The following is a 25,600-nucleotide window of genomic DNA, read 5'->3' on the forward strand; positions in this document are numbered from 1 at the left end:
ATGTACCAGGTCGACGCCGACATGATCAGCATGATGATCAGCACGCCGCGTGCGACGAAGTCGCCCTGCGCCCACAGGGCCGACAGGCCGTACGGGTTGTCGACTTCCGCCATCTTGTTGCCGTCCGGCGCCGTGCCGGCGTCTTCGACCGGTGCCGGCGCGGCGTCGGCCGGAGCCGCCGCGGCATCGGCGGCAGCCTGCGGGTCGGCGGCGGCATCGGTCGCCGGTGCGGCGGCCGTATCAGCAGCGGCCGGATCGGCCGGGGCGGCGGTGTCCTGCGCGTGCGCCGGCAGCGCGACGGCCAGGGTCAACAGGCTGACGGCGGTGAGCGCCTTGCAAGATTCCATGAACGACATCTGACATCTCCAGATCGAATGCGTGTTGTTGAGTGAACGGTGGTTTGAATCAATTTCGGTGCGTCCCGCACCACGGCCTAGAATTTTCATCTCGGCTTATTCCGGACGGAACGTGTACTTGATCGCGCCCCAGGCCGGAACCTTTTGACCATCGACGATGGCCGGCTGGAACTGGCACAGGCTCAGCGCCTTGCGGGCCGCCTCGTCGAGGCGCTTGTAGCCCGACGAGGTCTGCACCTTGCTGTCGGTGACCTTGCCGTCAGTGCCGACCAGCAGCTGCAGTACGACCGAGCCTTCTTCGCCCAGACGCTGCGAGATCGGCGGGTATTCCGGCGCACGGCAGCCGCGGCCCGTCACCTTCAGCGGGAACGACGGTGGCGGCTTCGGCGCCACCGGCTTCGGCGGCGGAGGGGCCGGCGCCTTGTCCTGCACGGTGATCGTGTTGGTCGGCGGCGGCGTCGCGATGTTGATTTCCGGCGGCGGCACGAACGGCGGCGGCGGCGTATCGAGCTTCGGCGGCGGCGGCGGCGGTGGCGGCGGCTCGTCCGGCTTCTGTTCCTTGATGATCTTGGTTTCGATCGGCGGCGGCAAAAGCTCGATCGCCTTGCGCGCCAGGCCGTTGACCAGCGCCCAGATCAGCACCGCATGAAAGACGATGACCGCGCCGATACCGAAGGCTCGACGACCGCCATCTGGTTTTGCTTGACCCAATTGCATGGTGGCGTCCCGTTACTCGCGGTGCCCGAAGGCGGCAAGCCGCGCCACATCGAACGCACACCGTTGTGCTTCGTGCAGCCGCTGTCGATGACCTGCCTGACTCACTGACATCATGTCCTTACCTGTCCTCATCACTTGAAGATTGACGACACCCACACGCTCAGTTCAGCGAAACCGAACGCGCCGGCGACTCGCTGCGGCACCAAGCCACACGACCGGCATACACGATGCCCGCCGTCTGCGCCGCTTCCACACCGGCCACTCCGCCCTGCGGAGCGTCCAGCACTGCCCGCAATGCCTGCCAGCGATCGCCACCGAACTGCGCGGCGCGCGCCTGCACAGCATCACGCACGACATCTCGTGCCACTGTGTAACCAACGGCGTAGGCGCCGTACTGATCGACGAATCCCAGCAATGCCTGCGGGCTGGGGATCAGTGCCTGCGTCCGCAACTGGTAGGCCGCCATGCCGGCCGAGAGCTTTCCGTCGCGGTAATCGCGCAGGATCGGCACGACCGACAGTGACAACTCGTTGACCAAACGGTGGACCTCGGCATATTTCGCCGCTTCCGCCGGATTGAAACCGGCGAGCGGAAACAGAACGTCCCTCTGGAACGCGCGGCGGTCGTCCAGCGGAAATGCCAGATCAACGCCGTAGTTCGCCGCGCCTTCACGAAGCACCGATGCCGGCGAACGCAGCAGGACGACCTGATCCTCGACGGGCAGACCTTGAGCACCTGCGTCGGCCTGCATCACGCTGAACTGCGCGTGATGGCCGGGATAGGCTTCATGGCACGCAACGTCGAGCGCCGAACCGATAAACGCCACGGCCTGCGGATTGATCTGCAGGGTGCTGTGATAATTGCCGTCGTAACGATGCCAGGCGGCGTCGACCTTGTCGGTCCACTCGACCGTCAAGCGCTCCTGAGCCGGCAGACGCCAGTGCGCCAGCGTGCGCGTCCGACATTCGGCCAGCGCACGCTCGAAGACCGCCTTGCGCCGCGCAGTCGGGACCACGAAGCGATTCTGATAATCCTCGACACGCTGCACGAGGCTACCGGGCCCCGGCAGCAATGCGTCCAGCGCCGCGGCGGCCTTTTGCATGGCAGCCGCGTCCGTCGCCGGCAGCTGTACGCCATAGACCTCGCGCGCTTCGTCGGCGAAGCTCTGCTTGCCCGGGTGCGCCAGACCGTCCAGCAGCGCGACAAAGCTGTCGAGCTGGTTCGCCAGCGCCTGGCGGCGCGGTGACGGGGTCGCGGACGGCGCTTCGACGTCGGCCTGCAGCGCCCGTGCACGACTCAACAGCACGTCGAGCGACGGCGCTTCTGCGTCAGCCCGATGGTCGAGCGACGACGGACCGAAGTACGCGTCGACCTCGGCCTCGTGCGGCGGATGCGCGAGTGACAAGGCCAGCGTCACGAAACGCTCCCCTTCTGCAGGCAGGCTGCTACGGTCGCGCCAATGCAGGAACGCGGCGCCGCCAGCGAAGCCGATCCCGAACAGCAGCGCCAGACCGAACAGCAGGCCGAGCCGGATTTGACCGGACTGTGTCGCATGCGCGTGCTTATTCCGTCCGCAGGGCATCGATCGGATCGAGCAGCGAGGCGCGGCGCGCCGGATAGCTGCCGAACAGCAGACCAACCGCCGCGGCAATGCCGATCGACAGCGCCATCGCGCCGTACGGAACGCTGGTCGGCCAGCCAAGCGACCAGCCGACGATGCGTGACGCCAGCAAACCGAGCACCAGACCGATGATGCCGCCGAGCACGCTGAGCGTGACGGCTTCGATCAGGAACTGCAGCGCGACGTCGCTGGAGCGTGCGCCGGTCGCCATACGCAGGCCGATCTCGCGCGTCCGTTCGGTCACCGAGACCAGCATGATGTTCATGATGCCGATGCCACCGACGATCAACGACACGCCGGCGATGCTGGCCAGCAGTGCCGTCATCGTGTCACTGGAGCGATCGAGCGTGTCGGCCATCTCTTCGAGCGTGACTTCGTCGAGCTTCGGCAGGTTGGCCAGCGCGAACGCCGCGGCCGGCGTGTACAGGCCCTTGGTCAAGGCCTTGCCAGCCTGGGTTTGCACGGTGAAATCGTCCGGCGTACCGCCAACGCCGCCCTGCTGCGCCAGATAGCCGTGTGCATCGGTCGGCGCGCTGCCCGTGATGCCGTGGCGCTTGCGCAACAGCTTCTTGATCTCGTCAGACATGTGCGAGGTCTCGCCCGCTTTCTTGGCCGCGACCGTGATCGAGTTCAGATAGTTGACGTTGAGGCTTTTCTGCAACGGCTGCCACGGCACGAACAACATGTCCGTCTGGCCATCAGACACGCCAGCAGTGACGCCAACGATCTTGTACGAGACATCGCGCAGCTGCACGACTTGGCCCACGGGATCGCTGCCCGCACCGAACATCTGATTGGCGAGTCCACGACCAATCACCGCCTCCGGCTGCGTCGCCTTTTCCGAGAACATACGGCCCGGGCGCAGATCCCAGCCCCAGATCTGATCGAAACTGCCCGAAACGCCGCGAATCTTGGCGAACGCGCGCGCGCTGCCCGCTGAAATGAAGGTCCGCAGTTCGACGACCGGGCTGATCGCCAAAACACCCGAAACATCGCTCGCAATGGCGTCCGCGTCGGCGCCGATCAAGGTGTTCGCACGGCCACGACCGGAGACGATGCCGATCTGATCACCGCCACGCGTGTAGTTGCCGGCGTCGATGAAGATCAGGTTGGTACCGGCCGAGCCGACCGTGCTCTCGACTGACGCACGCGCACCGGTACCGATCGCCACCATCGTCAGCACCGCCGACACGCCGATGATGATGCCCAGCATCGTCAGCAGCGTCCGCATGCGGTTGCGGCTCAGCGAACGAAGCGCCAGGCGAATATTGACGGGCAGCAACGCGATCATGAATGACTCCGAACGAGAGTTCCGACGACGGTAATGGTGTCGCTTGAATGGGACATGGGCTTATTCCTTGCGCAGCGCGACGACCGGATCCAGCACAGCCGCGCGGCGCGCCGGGCCGTAGCCGAAGACCACACCGGTCAGCATCGCCATGAGAATGGCGACGAACAGCATTCCGGGCGAAATCGAGGTCGCCCAGTGGAAACCGTGATGTGCCAGATAAAGACCGGCAGCACCGAGACCCAGGCCGACCACGCCGCCGATCGCAGCGAGTGCCACGGCCTCGACCATGAACTGCGTCAAAACGTCGCGCGTGCGGGCGCCGACCGCCATGCGCAAGCCGATTTCACGCGTGCGCGCCGTGACCGAGACCAACATGATGTTCATCACACCGATGCCCCCGACCACCAGCGAAACCGCCGCCGCCGCCGCCAGCAACAGCGCAAACGTACGGCCAGCCTGGCGCATGCTCTTGGCCATTTCCTCCCACGATGCCTTCTCCAGTTCGAAGACGTTGGAATGGATGGCACGTGACATCAGCGGATTGACGCCCATGCCCGGCAGCGCCGAGGTGCTCTGACTTTCGACACGAAAATCGTCGATGGTCTCGTCGGACAGCTGATGCAGATCGCGCAGCTGCGCAATGATTTCGTTGGCGACCTTCGACGTCACGGCCACCGATGCCGTGCGCACCGTGATCGAATCGTAGTCGTCGCGCTTGAGCAAGACTTTGCTCAAGGTCAGCGGCACTTCGACATGGGGCACCACCAGCGCGTTGCCGGAGTCGTCACCACTGCGGGCGATGACGCCAACCACCGTGATGGTCTTGCCGCCCAGCTGCAGGGTCTGCCCGAGCGGCGACGTCGCATCCGGCCACAGGCGCTTGCCGGCGGCCGCCGTGACCATCGCCACCGGCGCCGCGCTGGCATGTTCCGGGTCACTGACCATGCGGCCGGCCACCAGATGCCAGTTGTGCATGTCCGGCCACGCCGGTGCAAAACCTTCGACGTGAACGACGCGCACAGCCGCACGCGACGACGGATCGACGCTGAGGTTGCCGTCGATGCTGCCGGCCACCGCCAGAACGTTCGGCACGTCGTGCTGCATCATGTGCAGCTCGGCGTCCGACAACGGCGTCGCCGGAACTTTCGACTGGGTCCAACGCTTGCCGACTTCGCGCTTGGGACCGGCGCGATTGGCTGCCTCGACATCGAACGCGCCTTCATCCATGCCGTTTGACGATGCCGACGATTCAGCCGAACCGCCGCCGCTCGTATCCTGCTGACCGCGAGTGAACTGTGCGATCGGCTGGAAATTGCCCGAGCGCACGACGATCAGCGTCGGGCCGGCGCGCTGGATCTGATCCTCGATCGTCAGCTGCGCGCCGCGGCCCAGACCGGAGACGATGACCACCATCGCCACACCGACGCTCATGCCGCATAACGTTAGAAGGGCTTGCAGCTTGTTCTGCAGCAGTGCCCTGAGCGCTGCTTGCAGATTAGTGCTCATGCGCCTCGGCCTCTTCCGCATGACCGTGTTCGTCGTGATGGTGACCATGATCGTCATCATCGTCAGCCGGCGCAGTGCCCCCAATCGCCGGCATCAACGAGGCCGGCAAGGCACCAATCACGGGCTCATCCAGATAGATAAAAGCGACGTGGAAAATCGACTTCAAATCCTTGACCGGGCGACTTGTCCCCTGCCACAGATCGTTTGACGGATCTCGCGCCATGTCGACGTTTTCACTCGATCCATCCGGCCGCTCAATCTGTACGGCAACGTCGGACACCGACGAAGCCGGCATATCCCTGCCTTTTTCGCTGGTGATGTAGAGCTGCACACCACCTTGCGGCAGCGCCGCAACTTCGTAGTGAATGCTCTTGTACTGCACGACCGCGCCGCTGTGATGTGGCGTGTGCGCGCCGTGCGCGCAAGCCACAGACGATGCACCCAGCCCGCCCAGCATGAGCAGCACGGTAGACAGGCGAACCATAAAGTCAGACTTATTCATGCCGAAGCGCCTCAATGGGGTCGAGCTGAGCGGCGCGGCGCGCCGGATAGACACCGAAAACCATTCCAATCACTGCAGCGACGACGACGGCCATCACGGCGGACATCGACGAAATATCCGCGGACCATTTAAAGAAACGCTCCAGGCTTCCGGAGGCCAGCACACCGGCCAGGACACCGACCAGACCACCCGCGACGCTGAGCAGCATGGCCTCGAGTACGAACTGCACCGCAACGTCGCTGCGCCGAGCGCCCACCGCCATTCGCAGTCCGACCTCACGCGTGCGCTGCGTCACGGAAAGCAGCAACAGATTCATGACCCCGATACCGCCGACCAGGAGCGACACGGTGGCGACGCCGGCCAACAGACCCAACATCGTCCGATTGGCACGCTCCAGCGATCCGGAAAGCTTGGCGATCGTCAACTGGTCCATGGACTTGGCGTTGCCGCCGACCGCGTAGGCAAGCTCGGGCGACAAGCCCTTGCCGATGACCTGTTCCGCCTGCGTTTTGACGGTGAAGTCAGCTGGCATGCCATCGGCGATCTTGTGCCGCTTTCGCAGCAAGTCCCCAATCTCCTTGGCAACTTGCGTCGTCTGCCCGACCGACTTGGTGGTGATCGTGATGTTGTTGAGCTTGCTGAGATCCAGAAGGTGGTTGACGGTCGTGACCGGCACATAGACCGCGTCAAACTCATCATCGCCGACCGCCGGCTGCTGCGCCCAACTGCGGCTTCCAATCAAGCCCACAACCTTGAACGGCTGGTTCCACAAAAACACGATCTTGCCGACCGGGTTGACCTTCGGCCCGAACAGGTGATCAGACACGATCTGCCCAAGCGCCATGACCTGTTCCTTGCCCTCGACTTCATTCGGGTTGAGGAAGCGACCATGCGGGAAAACCCATCCAGTGCGAATCTCCGGAAGATCGGCCTCCGTGCCATGCATGCGCGTGAACCACTTCTCGTCGCGATGCCCCGCAATGAAGACGCGCGAATTGTTATGGACCCCGGAAACCACGTACTGCACGCCGGGAATCTTGCGAATGGCCGCCGCATCCTCACGAGTCAGCGTCGCTGCAGAGCCCAGGCCCGCCATCGCGTCACCCAGGCGCTGCGCAGCAGTCGGATGATCGTGCTTGGCGAAAGGATCGTCCTCGAAATGCACTTTCTGCAGACGTCCCTGCGCACCACCCACGGCTTGCAACAGCCCGCCGGAGAGCGATGCCGGATGCCACGACACCTTGCGCAAACCCGAATTCGGGAACAGCAGATCCAGCGGATTCGGATCGGCACGCCCTTCGACGATGTCGTCCTTGATCACCTTGTGGGCAGCCATGTAGTTGCCGGCGGTGACGACGATGACGTTGGCTCCCGCTGCGCGTAGCTGGTCGGCGATCGCGTCCTGCGCACCGCGGCCGAGCGCAACGCTCGTCACCAGCGCACCGACGCCGACCGCCATGCCCAGCACGGCGAGCCCGGTCTGCATGCGGTTACGCAGCAGTGCCTGCAGAGCGAGCTGCAAAAATTGTCGCAGCGGGATCATCGTCAGATTCCGTTGGCCGCCATACGGGGCGCCTCGACCTCCGCAACGTGCTCGAGCGCAGGCGTCGGATCATTCGGCTTGTCGCTGACGATCGCGCCGTCGCGAACCGAGATGATGCGCGTGCCGTAAGCCGCGATGTCCGGCTCGTGCGTGATCAGCACGATGGTGATCGCACGGCGCTCACGCAGCTCCTGCAGGATGCGCATGACCTCGATGCTGGTCTTGGTATCGAGGTTGCCGGTCGGCTCGTCGGCCAGGATCAGCGAAGGCTGGTTGACCAGGGCGCGGGCAATGGCAACGCGCTGCTGCTGACCGCCGGAAAGCTGGCTCGGATGATGATGGGCGCGCTCTTCGAGCCCCATCGACTTGAGCGCGGCAAGCGCCAGCTTGCGACGCTCGATCGCCGGCATCGCCGGACGCGAGTACAGCAGCGGTACTTCGACGTTCTCAACCGCCGTGGTGCGTGGCAGCAGGTTGAAGCCCTGGAACACGAAACCGATCTGCTTGTTGCGAATCGCCGCCAACTCGTCGCGCGACAGGTTCGAGACGTCACGGTCGTTGAGCAGGTACTTGCCGTCCGTCGGACGATCGAGGCAGCCCAGGATGTGCATCAACGTCGACTTACCCGATCCCGACGGACCGGTGATCGTCACGAATTCGCCGGCTTCGATGTCGAGCGACGCGCCGCGCAGCGCGTGGACGGTGTTGTCACCGAGCTTGTAGCTCTTCTTCAGGTTCTGAAGTGAAATAACGGGCATTTTCCGTTCCTCCAATTCTGGCGGCCGACCGGAATGCCGGCCGCCATCAGGCTTGCTTACTGGGCGTCCGGCGTCGTGCCGGACGTCTGCGGACCATTGAGACCGGCGAAGTCGTAGAGCACGGTGGCAATCGACTTTTCGGAACCCGCCATGCCGTACGTCTTGCCGGCACCTTCGATCACGTAGTACTCGTTCGCGGCATGCGCACCACCACCCGAGCCCGCCGCGCCGGCCGCGATCGGAATGTTGATCGGGTCACCGGCGAACAGGTAGGCCGGCCAGTAGCCGCCGAGAATTGACGCCTGGTCTTCGATCGGCTGCTGATACTTGATGCCGAACGCATCGAAGGTGTGCTCCACCGCATGTGCGATGTCGGTGTCGTAGCGCATCTTCGCCCACGGCACGTCACCAACGACGTGCAGCTTGACGTCCGAGTAGCCCTCGCTGTCGAGGAACTTGCGTGTCTTGGCGACCAGGTCCATGCCGTTCATGTTCGGCACGTAGCGCAGGTTGTGCTTCGACGTGATTTCGTTCGGCAGGATGGCGCCCGAACCGCCCGGGAACATGTTGCCGCCCCAGATGCCGTCGAGATTGAACGACGTGCCGTAGCGTGCCATGTGAATGACCTTGTCCGGATCGTCCGAGATGAAGCGCGCAACCCCCAGATTCTTGGCGGCTTGTTCGAGATTGAACTTGGCGCCCATCGCCTTGAGCTTGGCTTCTTCTTCCTTGGTCGGCGGCACGATGTTGTCGTAGAAGCCCGGCACCTCGACGTGATTGCCGTCCTTGGACACCAGCGTCGACAGCATCTGGATATGACGCCATGCCGGCGAATCCACTTCGCGCTTGTGCGCGCCGTGGATATTGCTGTACGTCGGACCGCGACCCCACAGCTTGCCGCTGGTCGTCAGCTCGAAGTACACGCAACCTTCCGAGCCACCGCTGATGCCCTGGCCGCCGAAGCGATACATGGCGTCCGCGCCCTTGAACAGATCCGGATGCGTTTTGACGAACTGGCGATAGCCGATATCCATGCGCTCTTCGTCGCCTTCGGCGACGACGATCAGGTTCACCGGCAGCTTGCCGGTCACCGCCTTGATCGCCATGAACGCATTCCACTGCGCCATTTCCGGTCCCTTGGAGTTCACGGCACCGCGGCCGATCATCACCTTCTTGTACGGCGGCTGCTCGACGATACGGCCCTCGAACGGCGGCGCCTTCCACAGGTCCGGCTGCGAGATCGGCATGGTGTCGTACATCCAGTAGATGACGAGCGTCTTCTTCGCGCCCTCATCGCACTTGGCGTAGACCACCGGGTTGCCCTGCGCGCCCCACTCCGTCGTACCGACGTCATAGACCTGCGTCTGCTGGCAGCCGAGCTGGTCCCAGAAGCCCTTGACCATCTCCGCCGATTCCTGGATGCCTTCGCCAGTATTCGAGATGCTCGGCTGCTGGATCCACTTCTGCAGGTTCACCACGTGATCGTCGATGTGATCGTCGATGTACTTGTAAACCTTCTTCAGATCCTCGTTATGGATCTGGCTCATATCGATCTGCAGCTCGGTATCGCCGTGAGGGCGAATCCCAAGTGACGGCTTGGCCGGAGCTGCGGCGGGTGCTGGCGATGCCGCCTCAGGCGCCTTGGACTCCTTGCCGCATGCCGCCATGGCCACCACTGCGCTCATGACGAACGGAAGACACGCGTTTCTCGTAGCACGGTTCATTTCAATCCCCAATTTCAGATACCGGACAGGCTGCCTGCGTCTGCAGACACCGCGAGACATGCATCGCCGCGATCAACCGGTCGATTGAAGCCGATGCACGAGTGGAACTGGGAAGCCGAGTCCTTCCAGGTACCGCACGAAGGACCGCCATACCGCCGATGAAAGACGGACTGCAACGACGATGCGACTGACTTTTCACCATGCCCCCAGAACGTTCACATACAGAAACGGCGCACCTGCTAGCAGGTGTTTTGCGCCGCTCCCTCTGTCCTGGGACCTGAGAGTTTCCGCGTAGCGAACTACGCTTGCTCCTTCGGTGGATATACGCATTGCGCGCATATCACTCTTCAGACGGCAGACAAAATCGCAGTACTGGGACCTGAGAGTTTATGGGAGATTGCTCCTTCGGCGGATTGCAGGCGCAAGGCCTGAAATCACTCTCCTGCGATTCCGTGTTTTTCAGTTCAACTCAACGATAAATGGATCCTGCGACTTGTCGATGATTTGCAGGATTAATGGAGCATGAAGCGTGCCACACCAAGGTCATGGCATTTGTGCATTCGCTGATTCGAAAATGACAGGTGTTTCATGGCACTGCATGCAAAACGCAAAAAATTTGATCAAAACGATCAGAACTTGCTCATTCCACCAGCAAGCCCGCCTTTTTTGCGCCAGGGCGCCATCGGCGACGCTCCCATAGCGAGCACGGCGCACCATCGGTGACGCACGATTGAGTGCCATGCCTCATCAATAACCGCGACACCATGAAAAAGGCCGCCAGAAACGGCGGCCTTTTTCATCACAGACGGCAGCTTCACTTACATATCAGACTTCGCATCCGCAACATTCGCCTGACCGTTGAGTCCTGCAAAGTTGTACAGCACGGTCGCGATCGATTTTTCCGAACCCGCCATGCCGTACGTCTTGCCAGCACCTTCGATCACGTAGTACTCGTTCGCGGCATGCGCACCACCACCGGCATTTGCCGCACCGCTGGCGATCGGAATATTGATCGGATCGCCGGCAAACAAATAGGCCGGCCAGTAACCGCCGAGAATCGACGCATCGCTCTCGATTGGCTGCTGGTACTTGATGCCGAACGCGTCAAAGGCCTTTTCGACCGAATGCGCGATATCGGTGTCGTAGCGCATCTTCGCCCACGGCACATCGCCAACGACGTGGATCTTGACGTCCGAATAGCCCTCGCTGTCGAGATACTTGCGCGTCTTGGCAACGATATCCATGCCATTCTGATTCGGCACATAGCGGATGTTGTGCTTCGACGTGATTTCGTTCGGCAGGATGGCGCCCGAACCACCCGGGAACATGTTGCCGCCCCAGATGCCGTCGAGGTTGAACGACGTGCCGTAGCGCGCCATGTGCACCACCGTATTCGGGTCGTCGGAGATGAAGCGCGCCACACCGATATTCTCGGCCGCCACCTTCAGATTGAACTTCGACCCCATCTCCTTGAGCTTGTCCTCTTCGACTTTCTTCAGCGGCTCGATGTTGTCGTAGAAGCCCGGCACTTCGACGTGATTGCCGTCCTTGGACACCAGCGTCGACAGCATCTGGATATGCCGCCACGCCGGTGAGTCGACTTCACGCTTGTGCACGCCATGGATGTTGCTGTACGTCGGACCGCGGCCCCATAGCTTGCCGCTGGTCGTCAGCTCGAAATACACGCAACCTTCCGAGCCGCCGCCGATGCCGGCACCGCCGGACAGATACATCGCGTCAGCATCCTTGAACAGATCGGGATGCGTTTTGACGAACTTGCGATAGCCGATATCCATGCGCTCTTCGTCGCCTTCGGCAACGATGATCAGGTTCACCGGCAGCTTGCCGGTCACCGCCTTGATCGACATCACCGTATTCCAGAACGCCATCTCCGGCCCTTTGGAATTGATTGCACCGCGACCGATCAGCACCTTCTTGTACGGCGGCTGCTCGACGATACGGCCCTCGAACGGCGGCGCCTTCCACAGGTCCGGCTGCGAGATCGGCATGGTGTCGTACATCCAGTAGATGACGAGCGTCTTCTTCGCGCCCTCATCGCACTTGGCGTAGACCACCGGGTTTCCCTGCGCGCCCCACTCCGTCGTACCGACGTCATAGACCTGCGTCTGCTGGCAGCCGAGCTGGTCCCAGAAGCCCTTGACCATCTCCGCCGATTCCTGGATGCCTTCGCCGGTATTCGAGATGCTCGGCTGCTGGATCCACTTCTGCAGGTTCACCACGTGATCGTCGATGTGGCTATCGATGTACTGATACACCTTCTTCAGATCGTCGTTATGAATCTGACTCATATCGATCTGCAGCTCGGTATCGCCATTCGGACGAATGCCGAGGGACGCCTTGGCCGGCGCGGCCGCAGGCGCCGGTGTTGCCGCCTCAGGCGCCTTGGACTCCTTGCCGCATGCCGCCATGGCCACCACGGCACTCATGACGAACGGAAGACACGCATTTCTCGTAACACGGTTCATCTCTATCCCCAGTTTCAAACCGAAAGCTCTTCCGCATTACGCAGCAGAGCGAGGCATGCAGTGCCGTAACACCCGATCGATCGGCGACGGTGCATGAAAACCTGGGTTTGCATGTGCTTCTGCCCGACAAGCACCACGATCGACGACACCTGCACCGCGACCACTCTTCGCATGCCGCGCGTCGAATCCCCAGGAACAACGGCCCACAACAAGCGACGCACCTGCACACGAGTGCCTTGCGCCGCTCCCTCTGTCCTGGGACCTGAGAGTTTCCGCGTAGCGAGCTACGCTTGCTCCTTCGGTGGATATACGCATTGCGCGCATATCACTCTTCAGACGGCAGACAAAATCGCAGTACTGGGCCTGAGCGTTTATGGGAGATTGCGCCTTCGGCGGATTGCAGACTCGAAGCCTGAAATCACTCTCCTGCGATTTCGTTTTTTCAGTTCAGATCATCGATCAAGATTCCCTGTCGCGCATCGATGACCATCCCGTTTTCTGGTGCAGAAAGCGTGCCGCGGCCCGACATACAAATTGCAAGCAACAAAAAAGCCGCCCTTGCGGGCGGCTCTTGTTCCACAGGCCGCTTCACAGCGGCTCACACTCGGCTTACTTCGACGCCTCGCCAGCGGCCGGATCATTCAGCCCAGCATAGTCGTACAGCACCGTCGCCACCGACTTCTCCGCACCCGCCATGCCGTAGGTCTTGCCGGCACCTTCAATCACGAAGTACTCGTTCGCTGCGTGCGCCCCGCCACCAGTACCCGCCATCGTACCGGCGATCGGCAGGTTGACCGGATCACCGGAGAACAGATAGGCCGGCCAGTAGCCGCCGATGATGTCGGCCGCACTGCTCGGCGCCGCGTGCGGAATGCCGAACGAATCCATCATCTTGAAGCCCGCCTTCGCAATATCGTTGTCGGTGCTCTGCTTGGCCCAGGGCACGTCACCGACGATATGGATGCCGACGTCGGAATAGCCTTCACTGTCGAGGTACTTGCGCAGCTTGTCGACGATGTCGATTCCGTTCTGATTCGGCACATAGCGGATATTGTGCTTCGACGTGATTTCGTTCGGCAGGATCGCGCCCGAACCGCCCGGGAACATGTTGCCACCCCAGATGCCATCGAGGTTGAACGACGTGCCGTAGAACATCATCTTCAGCACATCCTCGGGGTCATCCTTGATGAAGCGCGCCACCCCGAGGTTCTCCGCCATCTTCTTCAGATCGGCCTTCGACGAGATCGCCTTGATCTTGGCTTTCTGCATATCGTTGAGCGGCACGATATTGTCGTAGAAGCCCGGAATCTTGACGGTGTTGCCATCCTTGGAAACCAGCGTCGACAGCATCTGGATATGACGCCAGGCCGGCGAATCCACTTCACGCTTATGCGCACCGTGGATGTTGCTGTACGTCGGGCCACGGCCCCATTTCTTGCCGCTGGTCGTCAGCTCCACATACACGCAACCCTCGGAGCCGGACAGCACATAACCCTGGAAGCTGAACGGATACATCGCGTCCGCGCCCTTGAACAGGTCCGGATGCGTTTTGACGAACTGGCGATAGCCGATATCCATGCGCTCTTCGTCGCCTTCGGCAACGATGATCAAGTTCACCGGCAGCTTGCCGGTGACGGCCTTGATCGACATCAGCGCATTCCACTGCGTCATTTCAGGGCCTTTCGAGTTCACTGCACCACGACCGATCAGCACCTTCTTGTACGGCGGCTGCTCGACCAGGCGCGCCTCGAACGGCGGCGACTTCCACAGGTCCGGCTGCGAGATCGGCATGGTGTCGTACATCCAGTACACCACCAGCGTCTTCTTCGCACCCTCGTCGCACTTGGCGTAGACCACGGGATTACCCTGCGCGCCCCACTCCGTCTTGCCAACGTCATAAACCTGCGTCTGTTGGCAGCCGAGCTGGTCCCAGAAACCCTTGACCATCTCCGCCGATTCCTGGATGCCTTCGCCGGTATTCGAGATGCTCGGCTGCTGGATCCACTTCTGCAGGTTCACCACGTGATCGTCGATGTGATCGTCGATGTACTGATAGATCTTCTTCAGATCCGGATTGTGGATCTGGCTCATATCGATCTTGACGGTTTCGTCGCCGTACGGACGAATTCCGAGTTTCGGCTTGGCCGGCGCAGCAGCCTGCGCCGCCGGCTCTTCGCCCTTCTGCTCCGAGTCCGATGGCGTCTTGCCGCAGGCCGCAAGCCCCAGGCCGACGAACAGCACGGACGTCAGCCCCAAGAATTTCCACGTCTTTGATTTCATCATGGTTCCCTTGATTGTTTGTGCTGCGAACGCAAAGCAAAAGCCCGCCCGCGAAACCATCGCGGACGGGCCCTCGCTCTACTTCAGCAACTCACCCTTTAGAACGAGAAGCGCACACCCATGCGCCACGTGCGACCCATCACGTCGTACAGCGTGCGATTGGTCTGCAGGTAGCCCGGCGAGTTCTCGTAGCCGAGATTGCCGATCACCGGCGGATCACGGCCCAGCAGGTTGTTGACGGCAACGAACACCTGACCTTCACCGCTGGCCAGCGCGAAGCTACGCGTCAGCGAGGCGTTGAAGATCCACCAGCTCGGAACATGATTGTCGTTGATGGTGTAGTAACCCGACGCCGTGTCCGACGAGCAACCGCTCGAGCACTGGATATACGAGTTGTCGATATGTCCCTTGCTGACACCACGCGCCGTAACGTTGTAGATCCACCCGGCCTGCTTGTACGTCGCGGTCAGGCGATACAGCCAGTCCGGCGTCGAACCACCGTTTGCACCCGCTTCATTAATCGCCGTCGTACCGTCGTCGGTGGTGTTGGTGATGTAGTGGGTCGCCATCGCACGCAGGTCGAGGTTGCCCGCCCCACTGATCCAATCACCCATGTGCACTCGGTACGAACCTTCGAAGTCGACCCCGCGCGAGATCATCTTGTTCAGGTTCTGATAGTACAGGTCGATTTCGTCGAGCGTGCTGCCGACCACATCGTTCGCCCAGTGCATCTGGTCGCAATACTGATTGTTGTAGCCGCAGTACTGCGCAATCTGGCTCGCCGTCAGGTAGTCAATGACGCCCTTGAGCTTGACCTGGTAGTAGTCGATCGAGAACGCCAGATCCGGCACCCAGCGCGGCTGCAACACCACACCGAAACCGGAGGCATTCGCGACTTCAGGGCTGATGTCCTTGCTGCCGGTCAGCTTCTGGTAGTAGGTGTAGTTGTCGGTCGTATCCGTTGCCGAGTTGTAGAAGTTGACCGAGTTCGTCAGTGCCGTACCGGCCGAATAGAGCTCGCTGAGGTTCGGCGCACGGATATCACGCGAACGCGACGCGCGGAATTTGATGTCGTCGATCGGCGCATAGGTCAGACCCAGCTTCCAGGTGTTGACGCCACCCGAAACACTGTAGTTGGTGCGACGGTACGCACCGTCGAAATCCATGCCCTTCATGATCGGCACGACCGTTTCGACGAAGGCTTCCTTGACGTTGTAGCTGCCCTTGGAGACGACGTAGTTGCCGTACTTCCACTGGCCGACGGTGTCGAGGAAATACTTCGAGACATCGCCGTCCATCGATTCGACACGCCATTCGCCACCGAACGCGACCGAAATCGGGCCCGCCCAACCTTCGATGTCATTGGTATTGAAGCTGACCGACGCGACATCCTGATTGAACTGCTGTGTGCGCCGCGGATCACCGATGATGTAGTCGCGTGACTCTTGGCTCGACACGCCAACGCCGAACGGATTGAAGGGCACACAACCTGCGGCGCGGGCGGTTTCGTCACGACAGACGATGTCGCCGTTGTCGTCAACGATCGAATCGATCGCGTACGCCAAGTTGGTCTTGTTGTACGTCGGCGTCTCATGCTCGTCGGTGTTGGCAACGCCCTTTTGATAGTAGGCATTCCAGGTGAACGACTTTTTGAAGATGTCGAACTTGCCGTCACCGCCAACCACATAGCGCTGCACCGAACGGCCGTTGTGCGTACCGGACGCATCAAAGTCGGCCATGCCCAGCCCCATGCTGAAGGACGAGCTGCTCATCGCGCTTGCGATATCCGACGGGAGGTACGCGTTGTCGGACTGAATCGTCGCGGTCATTGGCCCGCGGATGTAGTAGCTCTCGCCCTTGTAGCGTGCGTACGACGCTTGCGCGAACACTTCGGTCTCCGGCAGCACGTAATAGCTGACGCGGCCGAAAACGTTCTGGCGATGCTCGGACGGCTGCAGGCTGTTAGTGCCGGCAATGGACGAACCGGTGTACTCCCAATCACCGCCCTGCATCCACAGGCCTGAACCGGTGGAGGCGCCGTAATCGAGCTGGTTGATCGTGCCGCCGTTTCCGAAATAGGTGCCCGCCAGATTGCCCGAGGTGATCAGACCACCCGGCGTATAGGTACGCACACCGATATGGTTGCCGACGTAATAATACGGGGCACCATCGGACGTATCCGGGTTGTTCATGATGTGGCGGCCATTCTGATTCCACGTCGGATTGACGTTGGTCAGGATGTTCTGGCTGAAGACTTCACCACTGAACAGCACATGGCCTTTGCCTTCGGCGAACGGCGTGCCGGCCGTCAGCGTCAGCTTGCGGTTCGGGCCACCGTAGGTCGACGACTGACCGTACTCGACCGAGCCTTTGACGCCCGAATATTCCTTGTCGAGGATGAAGTTGACGACACCGCCGACCGCATCGGAACCGTACTGCGACGATGCACCGCCGGTCACCACCTCAACACGCTTGACCAGGCTTTCCGGGAATGTGTTGGTATCGACCAGGCCGGTCGCCGACGACGCCACCGAGCGCTGACCGTCGAGCAGCACCAGCGTGCGGCCGGCACCGAGCGCGCGCAGGTTCATCGCCGAGATGCCGGCCAGGCCGTAGCTCAGCGAGCCTGACGAGGTCGAGGCTGTCTGGCTGCCGGTAATCGACGGCAGCGTGTTGACGAAGTCAGCGACATTGGCCGGCGCAGCGGCCTGAATGTCCTCCGTGCCCAGCACCGTCAGCGGTGTCGGCGCTTCGTATCCGGCGCGCTGAACGCGCGAGCCGGTGACAACGACCTCGGCCACGCCTGAGTCATCACCACTGCTGTCCGCCTGCGCAACTTCGGTTGGCGCGCCAGCCTGCGCCACTTCCGTCGGAGTCGCAGCCTGCGCGACTTCCACAGGCGCAGCAGGCTTTTCAGCAGCAGCCTGAGCGTGAGCGGCGCCTACCCACATGATCGACGTCGCACCCAGCCATGCAGCATGACGGGCACCACGAATCATCTTCGGGATCAGCGCGAGGTTACCGGGACCCTCGATCGACGCGGCACGTCGATTCAAGGAGACATCTGCTACCGCGTTTGCAAAAGCTTTCATTGCCTTCCCCATGAAGTCGCAAGAACAAGAACAAGAACGGCGCGACCCAAATTTTGGATCGTTGTTCGCCGCTCCCGCTGTCTTGGTACCTGAGAGTTTCCGCACGACCACCAAGTGCGTTGCTCCTTCGGTGGACTCACACCTTGCACGTGAGTCTCTCTTCAGACGGCATCAACCAATTTCGCAGTACGGGTGCCTGAGCGTTTATGGGAGATTGCGCCTTCGGCGGAAAACCGGAACTTCACCGGTATTTCTCTCTCCTGCGAAACAGTATTTAAGTGATCTCTTACGCTTTGGTCGTGACTCCCCAGACATGAACAAGCAAATTCGATCGGTATGACCGAGGAGCACGAAGCGTGCCAGCCAATGCGAAAGATCACATGATCATGATCTTTTCCTGCGTTGCGCAGGAGGAATTTCGGTGCTTTCAGCCATCGCCGCGACAGCACTCATCGAGATCAGATCGCGCTGAGGCTGCGGCCCCATAAACTGACAACAGTTTCATGTTCCATTTTGGTCACATTGCACGAAGACGTGCACCAATCCCCAATAAATAGCAGGGAAAAATCGCATGCCGGGCAAGGCTTGGCAGTCCTGATATCGCCCTTATCTCGTTAAATTTCGTCTCTACGTAAACTGAATGTCAGTTTCTTGTCTGTAGATAAAAATGACAATTTGTCCGAAATTTTAAACATCCAGAAAAAGCGAAGATATTCGTCTACTTTTTTGAAATTCATGATCGGCGCACAAAAAAGGCGGCCGCGTTGCGGCCGCCTTCTTCGGTTTTGCCGCAATCAGCTATCGCTGCCGCCAACCGTATCCGTACCGACCTTGCGAAGCGTCGGATAGTGAATGCCGAGCTGCTCCAGATACGTGTCGTACTTCTTCGGGTCGTAGTAATACTTCTCCATGGCCGGACGAAACTCTGCCATCGTCGCCTCATTGGAGTGAATGGCAGGCGTATCCTGAGGACGCAGCAAAGGTGTGTACTTGATGTCCTTGGTCTGCACGTTGTCAAAGTAGTCATGCGCGCTGGCCAACAACTTCGGCTCGGTCATCAGATCGAGCAGGTTCATCGCCTGCACCTTGGCCCCCGCAACGATGCCTTTGTGTGCAATGGGCGTCGCCATCGCAACCGCGGCCGACCAGTGATGGAAGGTCACGTTCGGGATGTTCGCGGGATAGCTGAGGACGATGGTCGGCACATTCCAGGAAATATCGCCGATGTCGTCCGACGGACCACCATAGTTCTGCTCGGGCGGCAGCGGCTGACGCAACGGCATGACGCTGGTGCCGAGACCGGTCTGCGGCAGGTTCAGTTCTTTCTGCAAACCCTTGGCCAGCGTCTCATCGTCTGCCGACCATTTCGGCATGCCGACGAGCTTGATGTTCTCGTAGGCATCCTCCGCCATCGGCTTGTTGAAATACCCGGGCCAGGCGCTACCCAGTACGGTTTCATCCCAGCTCGTATCGGTCATCAACGAGGCGCCCTGCGCCGTTTTGTTGCCGATGTCCCACAGACCTTTGATGTGCGCGTAATCGGTTTCGCGGAAGTAGTACCAGACGCTGGCCTCCGGCGGCACGACATTCGGCTGGTCGCCGCCGTTGCTGATCACGTAATGCGTGCGCTGCGACAAGCGCAGATGTTCGCGCCGGAAGTTCATGCCGACGTCCATCAGTTCAACCGCATCGAGGGCACTGCGCCCACGCCATGGCGCCATGGCACTATGCGCAGCCTCGCCGTGGAAGTTGTATTTGACCGACACCATGCCGCTCATGCCGGGACTGCCGTAGCTGGTCCCGAAGCCGGTGCCGACGTGCGAATAAAGCACGGCATCGACGTTCTTGAAATACCCCGCACGAACGTAGTAGGCCTTGGCGCCAAGCAACTCTTCCGCAACACCCGGCCAGATCTTGATCGTGCCGTTGATGTGGTGCTTGACCATGAAGTCCTTCACGGTCAGTGCGGCAACGATGTTGACGACCTGGCCGGAGTTGTGTCCTTCGCCATGCCCTGGCGCGCCAGGAACGATCGGGTCGTGATAGGCAACACCGGGCTTCTGCGATGCCTTCGGGATGCAATCGAGATCGGAACCCAGCGCAATGACCGGACCACCCTCGCCGTTGCTCCAGGTCGCCATCCATGCAGTCGGGATCCCGGCGATACCTGGCTCGATCGAGAAGCCGTTCTTCTTCAGCAGGCCGGTCAGATACGCCGACGTCTTGAATTCCTGAAAGCCGAGTTCGGCGTAGCTGAAGATCTCGTCGTTCATCACCTGCGCGAGTTTCGCCTTCTTGTCGATGGCGGCGATGATCTCCTGCTTCAGTTCAGCGCGATCAGCGTCGCTGAGTTCGCTCGCCTGCGCACGCGCAAGCAACGGCATCGCCAGCATGCAGACGCCGCTGAGCGCGGCAGTGATGGTCTTGTTCAACATTCGATGAATCCCCAGGTGCGGCACCGCGCGACCTCTCCCGTCGTACGACGCTTCAAGACTAAAACGGATTGCACAAAAAGTAAGGAAGCCGCGAACCTGGGAAAAACGAAGTTTGCGCGCGTCGCAATGAAGCTCTCGCGAGACGCAATCTGTCGGGTCGACACCGACGGACGCAGCCGACCGCCGCGCGCCGGCGGCAAGCTCGGACTGCATGCATTTCGGTGGAATCCGTGCATCGCCATCCCCAGATCAGCGTTACGAAAAGCGACAAAGAACCCGGCCTCGGGTCGTTTGCCGCTCCCGCTGTCCTGGAGCCTGAAAGATTCCGCAGCGCATCCGGCGCCACGTTGCTTCTTCGGCGGACCCACGCTTTGCGCGTGCGTCACTCTTCAGACGGCAACATCAGCCTCGCAGTACAGGTACCTGAGCGTTTATGGGAGATTGCGCCTTCGGTAGACACCCGCCGTGGCGGTTGCCCTTCTCCTGCGAAACTGGATTTTTTACATCCCCTGCCACGACAAGAGGAATAACCCCCAGTCGAAGCCGCTGAAACTCCCGCATTAAGCGTGCCAGCCGCTTGCGCTAACGCCCCTCTGACATCCGGAACAGTCGCTCAACGACCGGCGTGACCGCGCCGCGCTCACCGCTGGTCCGCCACTCGAACTGACCGCTTTGCGTAGGCGGCGCCAGCAATGCTTCGCGCTCGAGCACCCGTTGCGTCTGCCGTGCAACCGCCGCGCCGGTGTCGAGTAGACAGACCCCGGGACCGACCAGCTGTGCGATCACCGGCCGCAGAAATGGATAGTGGGTACATCCCAAAACGAGCGTATCCGCACCACTCTGGAGCAACGGTTCCAGGTATTGCGCGAGCAGGCGGCGCAATTGCGGGCTGTCCAGCTCGCCACGCTCGACGAATTCGACCAAGCCCGGGCATGGCTGCGTCACGACACGCACGTCGCCCCGATGCTGGGCGTGCAGCCGCAGAAATTTTTCGCCGGCCAGCGCCGCGCCGGTCGCCAACACCCCGACGACGCCGCTGCGCGTGTGCGCGACCGCCGGCTTGATGGCGGGCTCGATGCCGACGAAGCTGAGCGGATAGGTCGCGCGCAGGCGCTCGATCGCGGCGATCGTCGCCGTATTGCAGGCGACGACGATCAGCTTGCAGCCGGCCGCCAGCAGTTCATCGGTGATCGCCGTCGCGCGCGTCACGAGCTCGTCGGTCGTCCGTGCGCCATACGGGCAATACGCGCTGTCGGCGTAATACAGCAGCGGCTCGTGCGGCAGCAGGCGGCGGATCTCGCCCAGCACCGACAAGCCGCCGACACCGGAGTCGAAGATGCCGATCGGTGCCGCCTTGCTCATTCGCCGAGCAGCGCGTCCGGCATCGGCGCCGGATCCGGCGAGCAATGCGCGAGCTCGGCCGCCGCCTCGCGACGTTCGCCAGCGCCATGCGCGGCACCCAGCGGCTTATGGGGCGCGCGCAAAAAGCGCGCGACGACATCATTGAAGATGGCCGGCTTCTCGGCCGGCAGACCATGATGGGCAGCCTTGACGGTGTGCAAGCGGCCGCGCGGGAGCGCATGGGCGAACTGCACGCTTTCCTCGTGCGTGTAGTAGTCGTTCTCGGACGCGACGACGAGGACCGGCATGCGCAGCTCACCGAGCCGCTCGAGCACCGACCAGCGGCCCAATGCCGCCAGCGCCGCCAGATAGCTGTAGCGCGAAGTCCGCATACCCCGCGCGGCGCTGGCCTCGCGCGCCGCAGCCTGCTCATCGCCGGGATACATGCGGTTCGCGCCGATTCGCGCCAGCCGCGCCGGCCCGAGCAGCCCCATGACCACCCAGCGGTACGCGAACTCGATGTAGTGCCGACGAGTCTGCGGCTGGAACAGCGGCATGCTGTTGGCCACCACCAGCTTGCGCACCCGGCCCGGATTATCGAGCGTCAGCTGTTGTGCCACGGCGCCGCCCATCGAGTGACCGACGAGCAGGAAACGCCGCAGGCCGAGTGCGTCGGCCAGGCCGATCACGTCGCGCGCGAAGCGCTCGATGCTGAACAGGCGGCGCCCGGTGTCGCTGTCGCCAAATCCGCGCAGATCGGGGGCGATCACACGGTAATGGCGCGCGAAGTACGGGATCTGGTGCTCCCAGTCGAGATAGCTGCCACCGAGACCGTGAACCAGCAGCAAGGGCGTGCCGGCACCGACCTCGGTGTAGTGCAGCTCGACGTCATCAATCCGGACGGACGGCATGCGGCAGACTCAGTGACGCCGGCTGTCCTGCTCCGGCGTGCAGAAGCAGCGCGCATACATGCCCTGCGGGTCGTTGAACGACGACAGCATGTGCGTCAGCTCGCTCTGCGCGCTGCTGGCCTGCAGCCAGGCACGCACGCCGGACGGCACCCACGCCAGACTGATCTCGCTGGAGAAGCGCGACAGCACTTCGGTAGCGAAGTCACGCTTCGGCGACATCGGCTCGACGTCGTAGTCCTTGGGGCCCAGACCGGCGAGCTTGGCCGCCGCGTCCTCGGCCTGCGGCAGACCGCCGATCTGGTCGATCAGACCGAGCTGCTTGGCCCGCTCACCGCTCCAGACGCGGCCACGTGCGATCTCGTTGACCTTTTCGACCGGAATGTCGCGCGCCTTCGACACGCCGCCGATGAAGTCGCGATAGCCCTTGTCGATCTGCGCCTGCAGAATCTCGCCAACCTCCGGTGACAACGGGCGGTCCATCGCGAACGCCCCGGCCAGCGCCGTCGTGCCGACGCCATCGGTGTGAATGCCCAGCTTGGCCAGGCCTCGGTCGATGGTCGGAATCATGCCGAAGATGCCGATCGAGCCGGTGATCGTCGTGTCGTGCGCAAAGATCTGATCGGCGTCCATCGACACCCAGTAGCCGCCGCTGGCAGCCAGCGTCGACATCGACACCACGACCGGCTTGCCGTCGGTCTTCAGGCGATCGACGGCACGTCGAATCTGCTCGGATGCCCAGACACTGCCGCCCGGCGAATTGACGCGCAGCACGACTGCCGACACATCGTCGTCACGGCGCGCCTGATCAAGCAGATCGGTGATGGTGTCGCCGCCCGCCTGGCCGACATCGCCCGGCCCGTCGACGATCTCGCCCTGGACGAAGACTACCGCGACGGTGCCCTTGGCCGCGGCCTTGCGCTGCTTCTCAGCTTCACCACCGACCGCAGTCAGGTAGTCGAGGTAGTGGATCTGGCGGAAGCTGCCGATATCGTCGTCCATACCGACCTTGGCGCCGATACGCTGGCGGAACTGATCCAGGGTTTCGACACTGGTCACCAGTCCGCTGGCCTTGGCATAGGCCGCGGCGTCGCCCTGGTAATTCTTCATGCCCTGCACGAAGCCGTTGACGTAGTCGTTGGTTGCCGTCGGCGCCAGCTTGCGGCCTTCGCCAATACCCTTGCCGTATTCGGTCCACAGATCACCCAACCAGGCGACATTGGCGGCGCGCGCATCCGGCGACATGTCGTTGCGCGTGTACGGCTCAACCGCCGACTTGTACTCGCCGACGCGGAAGACGTGAACGTCGACGCCAAGCTTGTCGAGCGCGTCCTTGAAGTAGTTGGTGTAGAGACTGAAGCCCTCGATCGAGACGCTGCCCATCGGGTCCATCACGACCTCGTCGGCCTGCGCCGCGGCGTAATAGAACGACTGATCGTAGGACGGGCTCCAGGCAATGATCTTCTTGCCGGACTTCTGGAAATCCTTCATCGCCGCGACGATTTCCTCGAGCTGCGGCAAACCGGCCCCGGTCAGGCCGTCGAGCTTGAGCACCGCGAACGGAATACGCGGGTCATTCTTGGCCAGCTCGAAGGCTTCGACGATGTCATGCACCGACGACTGCGACGGCGGCTGACCGTTGACGTTCTGCAGGAAGCGCGTACCCGGGTCTTCGTCGACCTGGTCGACCAGCTGACCACTTGGTGCCACCACCAGCGGCTCATTGTTCTCGACGCTGACGCCATGGCCACCACGCAGGGCCAGCCAGGTCAGCGCCAGTCCGGCGATGACGACGACGATCACGATCAGCTTCAGAAACCCGCTGACCAGCGCCCACAGCAGATGAAACAGGCGACCCAGGATGGAACGCGGCTTGTCACTCATAAATCGTCAGGTCCTTGGCGTCAGATACGCTTCATCACGACCGAGCCGGCCGAATAGCCGGCACCGAAGGCGCAGAGCACGGCGACATCGCCGGTGGCCAGATCGTCGTGATATTTGTGGAATGCAATCACCGAGCCTGCGGAGCTGGTGTTGGCATATTCATCGAGAATCACCGGCGCCTCGTCGAGGCCGGGATCACGTCCGAGTACCTTGCGCGCGATCAGCTCGTTCATGCTCAGGTTGGCCTGATGCAGAAAGAAGCGCCGCACCGCAGTCGGCGCGATGTCCAGCGAGCCGAGGTGCTCGGTCAGCAGCTCGGCGACCATCGGCACCACTTCCTTGAAGACCTTGCGGCCTTCCTGGCGGAACAGGACGTCGTCCCAGCTGCGCTGCGGGACTTCGCACTCGTTGAGGAAACCGAAGTTGTTGCGGATATTGTTCGAGAACTGCGTCGCCAGCTTGGTGCCAAGCACCTCGAACTTGTCGTTCGACACCGCGGTGTCGAGTGGCTCGACCAGCACAGCCGTCGCCGCGTCGCCGAAGATGAAGTGGCAATCGCGATTACGCCAGTTCAGATGGCCGCTGCACATCTCCGGGTTGACGACCAGCACCGATCGCGCCGTCCCGAGCCGCACCGCATCGACAGCGGCCTGAATACCGAACGCCGCCGACGCGCAGGCCACGTTCATGTCGTAGGCATAGCCCTTGATGCCTAGCGCGTTCTGGATTTCCACCGACAACGCCGGATAGCCGCGCGGCATGTTCGAGCAGGCGGCAATCACGAAGTCGACGTCGTCCGACGTGCGGCCGGCACGGTCCAGCGCCTGCCGGGCCGCCGCCACGCCCATTTCCGCCAGCACCGACAGCTCCTCGTTGCCTCTCATCGGAATGCGCGGCCGCATGATCTCGATGTCGAGCACGCCGATCTTGTCGATCACATGGCGCGACTTGATGCCGGAAGCCTTGACGATGAACTCGCTGCTCGACGGCGCCATCGCTGCCACCGTGCCGGCAGCAATGGCCGCCGCATGGTCGGCGTTGAACCGCTCGACATAGGCATTGAAGCAGGCCACCAGTTCGTCGTTGGAGATCGACTGGGTCGGCGTGAAGAGACCGCTGCCGGTGATCGCGGCTGTTTTCATAATGACGGACTATT

General features: G+C 61.9%; 17 protein-coding genes, 1 pseudogene and 4 riboswitches. All 18 genes and pseudogenes read right to left on the reverse strand.

Annotated features, from left to right (window positions below):
- A pseudogene (locus G7Y82_RS19055) lies at positions 1-356 on the reverse strand (MotA/TolQ/ExbB proton channel family protein); the annotation flags it as partial.
- A 96-nt stretch (positions 357-452) separates the two neighbouring features.
- Positions 453-1,073 (reverse strand): energy transducer TonB, encoded by a 621-nt coding sequence (locus G7Y82_RS21785; RefSeq protein ID WP_168149726.1) that lies wholly within the window; start codon positions 1,071-1,073, stop codon positions 453-455.
- A gap of 160 nt (positions 1,074-1,233) precedes the next feature.
- The gene (locus G7Y82_RS19065) at positions 1,234-2,655 is read right to left on the reverse strand and encodes a hypothetical protein (RefSeq protein WP_168149727.1); all 1,422 of its coding nucleotides are present in this window, start codon (positions 2,653-2,655) and stop codon (positions 1,234-1,236) included.
- Entirely contained in the window at positions 2,636-3,985 is a 1,350-nt protein-coding gene (locus tag G7Y82_RS21240; RefSeq protein WP_206370884.1) for an ABC transporter permease, read from the reverse strand. The genes G7Y82_RS19065 and G7Y82_RS21240 overlap by 20 nt, the downstream gene beginning before the upstream one ends.
- Positions 3,986-4,045: 60 nt before the next feature.
- The gene (locus tag G7Y82_RS19075) at positions 4,046-5,491 is read right to left on the reverse strand and encodes an ABC transporter permease (RefSeq protein WP_168149728.1); all 1,446 of its coding nucleotides are present in this window, start codon (positions 5,489-5,491) and stop codon (positions 4,046-4,048) included.
- On the reverse strand, positions 5,481-5,993 hold the full coding sequence (locus tag G7Y82_RS19080; RefSeq protein ID WP_168149729.1) for a hypothetical protein: 513 nt from the start codon (positions 5,991-5,993) through the stop codon (positions 5,481-5,483). Before G7Y82_RS19080 ends, G7Y82_RS19075 begins: the two co-directional genes overlap by 11 nt.
- Positions 5,986-7,536, reverse strand: coding sequence for an ABC transporter permease (locus G7Y82_RS19085; protein ID WP_168149730.1), 1,551 nt, complete (start codon positions 7,534-7,536; stop codon positions 5,986-5,988). The genes G7Y82_RS19080 and G7Y82_RS19085 overlap by 8 nt, the downstream gene beginning before the upstream one ends.
- Positions 7,537-7,538: 2 nt before the next feature.
- Complete coding sequence (locus tag G7Y82_RS19090) at positions 7,539-8,294, reverse strand: ABC transporter ATP-binding protein (protein WP_168149731.1); 756 nt, start codon at positions 8,292-8,294, stop codon at positions 7,539-7,541.
- 56 nt (positions 8,295-8,350) lie between these two features.
- Complete coding sequence (locus G7Y82_RS19095; RefSeq protein WP_168149732.1) at positions 8,351-9,841, reverse strand: M20/M25/M40 family metallo-hydrolase; 1,491 nt, start codon at positions 9,839-9,841, stop codon at positions 8,351-8,353.
- A 534-nt stretch (positions 9,842-10,375) separates the two neighbouring features.
- A riboswitch (glycine riboswitch) is annotated at positions 10,376-10,473 on the reverse strand.
- A gap of 88 nt (positions 10,474-10,561) precedes the next feature.
- Positions 10,562-10,759, reverse strand: a complete 198-nt coding sequence (locus G7Y82_RS19100) for a hypothetical protein (RefSeq protein WP_168149733.1) — start codon at positions 10,757-10,759, stop codon at positions 10,562-10,564.
- Between the two features lie 77 nt (positions 10,760-10,836).
- Positions 10,837-12,447: a M20/M25/M40 family metallo-hydrolase gene (locus G7Y82_RS19105; RefSeq protein ID WP_240954433.1), complete on the reverse strand. Its 1,611-nt coding sequence runs from the start codon at positions 12,445-12,447 to the stop codon at positions 10,837-10,839.
- 399 nt (positions 12,448-12,846) lie between these two features.
- Positions 12,847-12,943: riboswitch (glycine riboswitch) on the reverse strand.
- A 170-nt stretch (positions 12,944-13,113) separates the two neighbouring features.
- A complete protein-coding gene (locus G7Y82_RS19110; protein ID WP_168149735.1) occupies positions 13,114-14,784 on the reverse strand; it encodes a M20/M25/M40 family metallo-hydrolase in 1,671 nt (556 codons plus the stop codon).
- A 98-nt stretch (positions 14,785-14,882) separates the two neighbouring features.
- Positions 14,883-17,585, reverse strand: coding sequence for a TonB-dependent receptor plug domain-containing protein (locus G7Y82_RS19115; protein WP_168149736.1), 2,703 nt, complete (start codon positions 17,583-17,585; stop codon positions 14,883-14,885).
- 465 nt (positions 17,586-18,050) lie between these two features.
- A riboswitch (glycine riboswitch) is annotated at positions 18,051-18,149 on the reverse strand.
- Positions 18,150-18,670: 521 nt separating this feature from the next.
- A complete protein-coding gene (locus tag G7Y82_RS19120) occupies positions 18,671-20,311 on the reverse strand; it encodes a peptidase dimerization domain-containing protein (RefSeq protein ID WP_206370885.1) in 1,641 nt (546 codons plus the stop codon).
- Between the two features lie 401 nt (positions 20,312-20,712).
- Positions 20,713-20,807: riboswitch (glycine riboswitch) on the reverse strand.
- An 86-nt stretch (positions 20,808-20,893) separates the two neighbouring features.
- Positions 20,894-21,673: a glutamate racemase gene (murI, locus tag G7Y82_RS19125; protein WP_168149737.1), complete on the reverse strand. Its 780-nt coding sequence runs from the start codon at positions 21,671-21,673 to the stop codon at positions 20,894-20,896.
- Complete coding sequence (locus tag G7Y82_RS19130) at positions 21,670-22,563, reverse strand: alpha/beta fold hydrolase (RefSeq protein ID WP_168149738.1); 894 nt, start codon at positions 22,561-22,563, stop codon at positions 21,670-21,672. Before G7Y82_RS19130 ends, murI begins: the two co-directional genes overlap by 4 nt.
- 9 nt (positions 22,564-22,572) lie before the next feature.
- Entirely contained in the window at positions 22,573-24,444 is a 1,872-nt protein-coding gene (sppA, locus tag G7Y82_RS19135) for a signal peptide peptidase SppA (RefSeq protein ID WP_168149739.1), read from the reverse strand.
- Between the two features lie 20 nt (positions 24,445-24,464).
- The gene (locus G7Y82_RS19140) at positions 24,465-25,586 is read right to left on the reverse strand and encodes a beta-ketoacyl-ACP synthase III (RefSeq protein ID WP_168149740.1); all 1,122 of its coding nucleotides are present in this window, start codon (positions 25,584-25,586) and stop codon (positions 24,465-24,467) included.
- Positions 25,587-25,600 lie beyond the last annotated feature (14 nt).

Origin of the sequence: Solimonas marina (genome assembly GCF_012241385.1) — a bacterium.
Lineage (GTDB): Bacteria > Pseudomonadota > Gammaproteobacteria > Nevskiales > Nevskiaceae > Solimonas > Solimonas marina.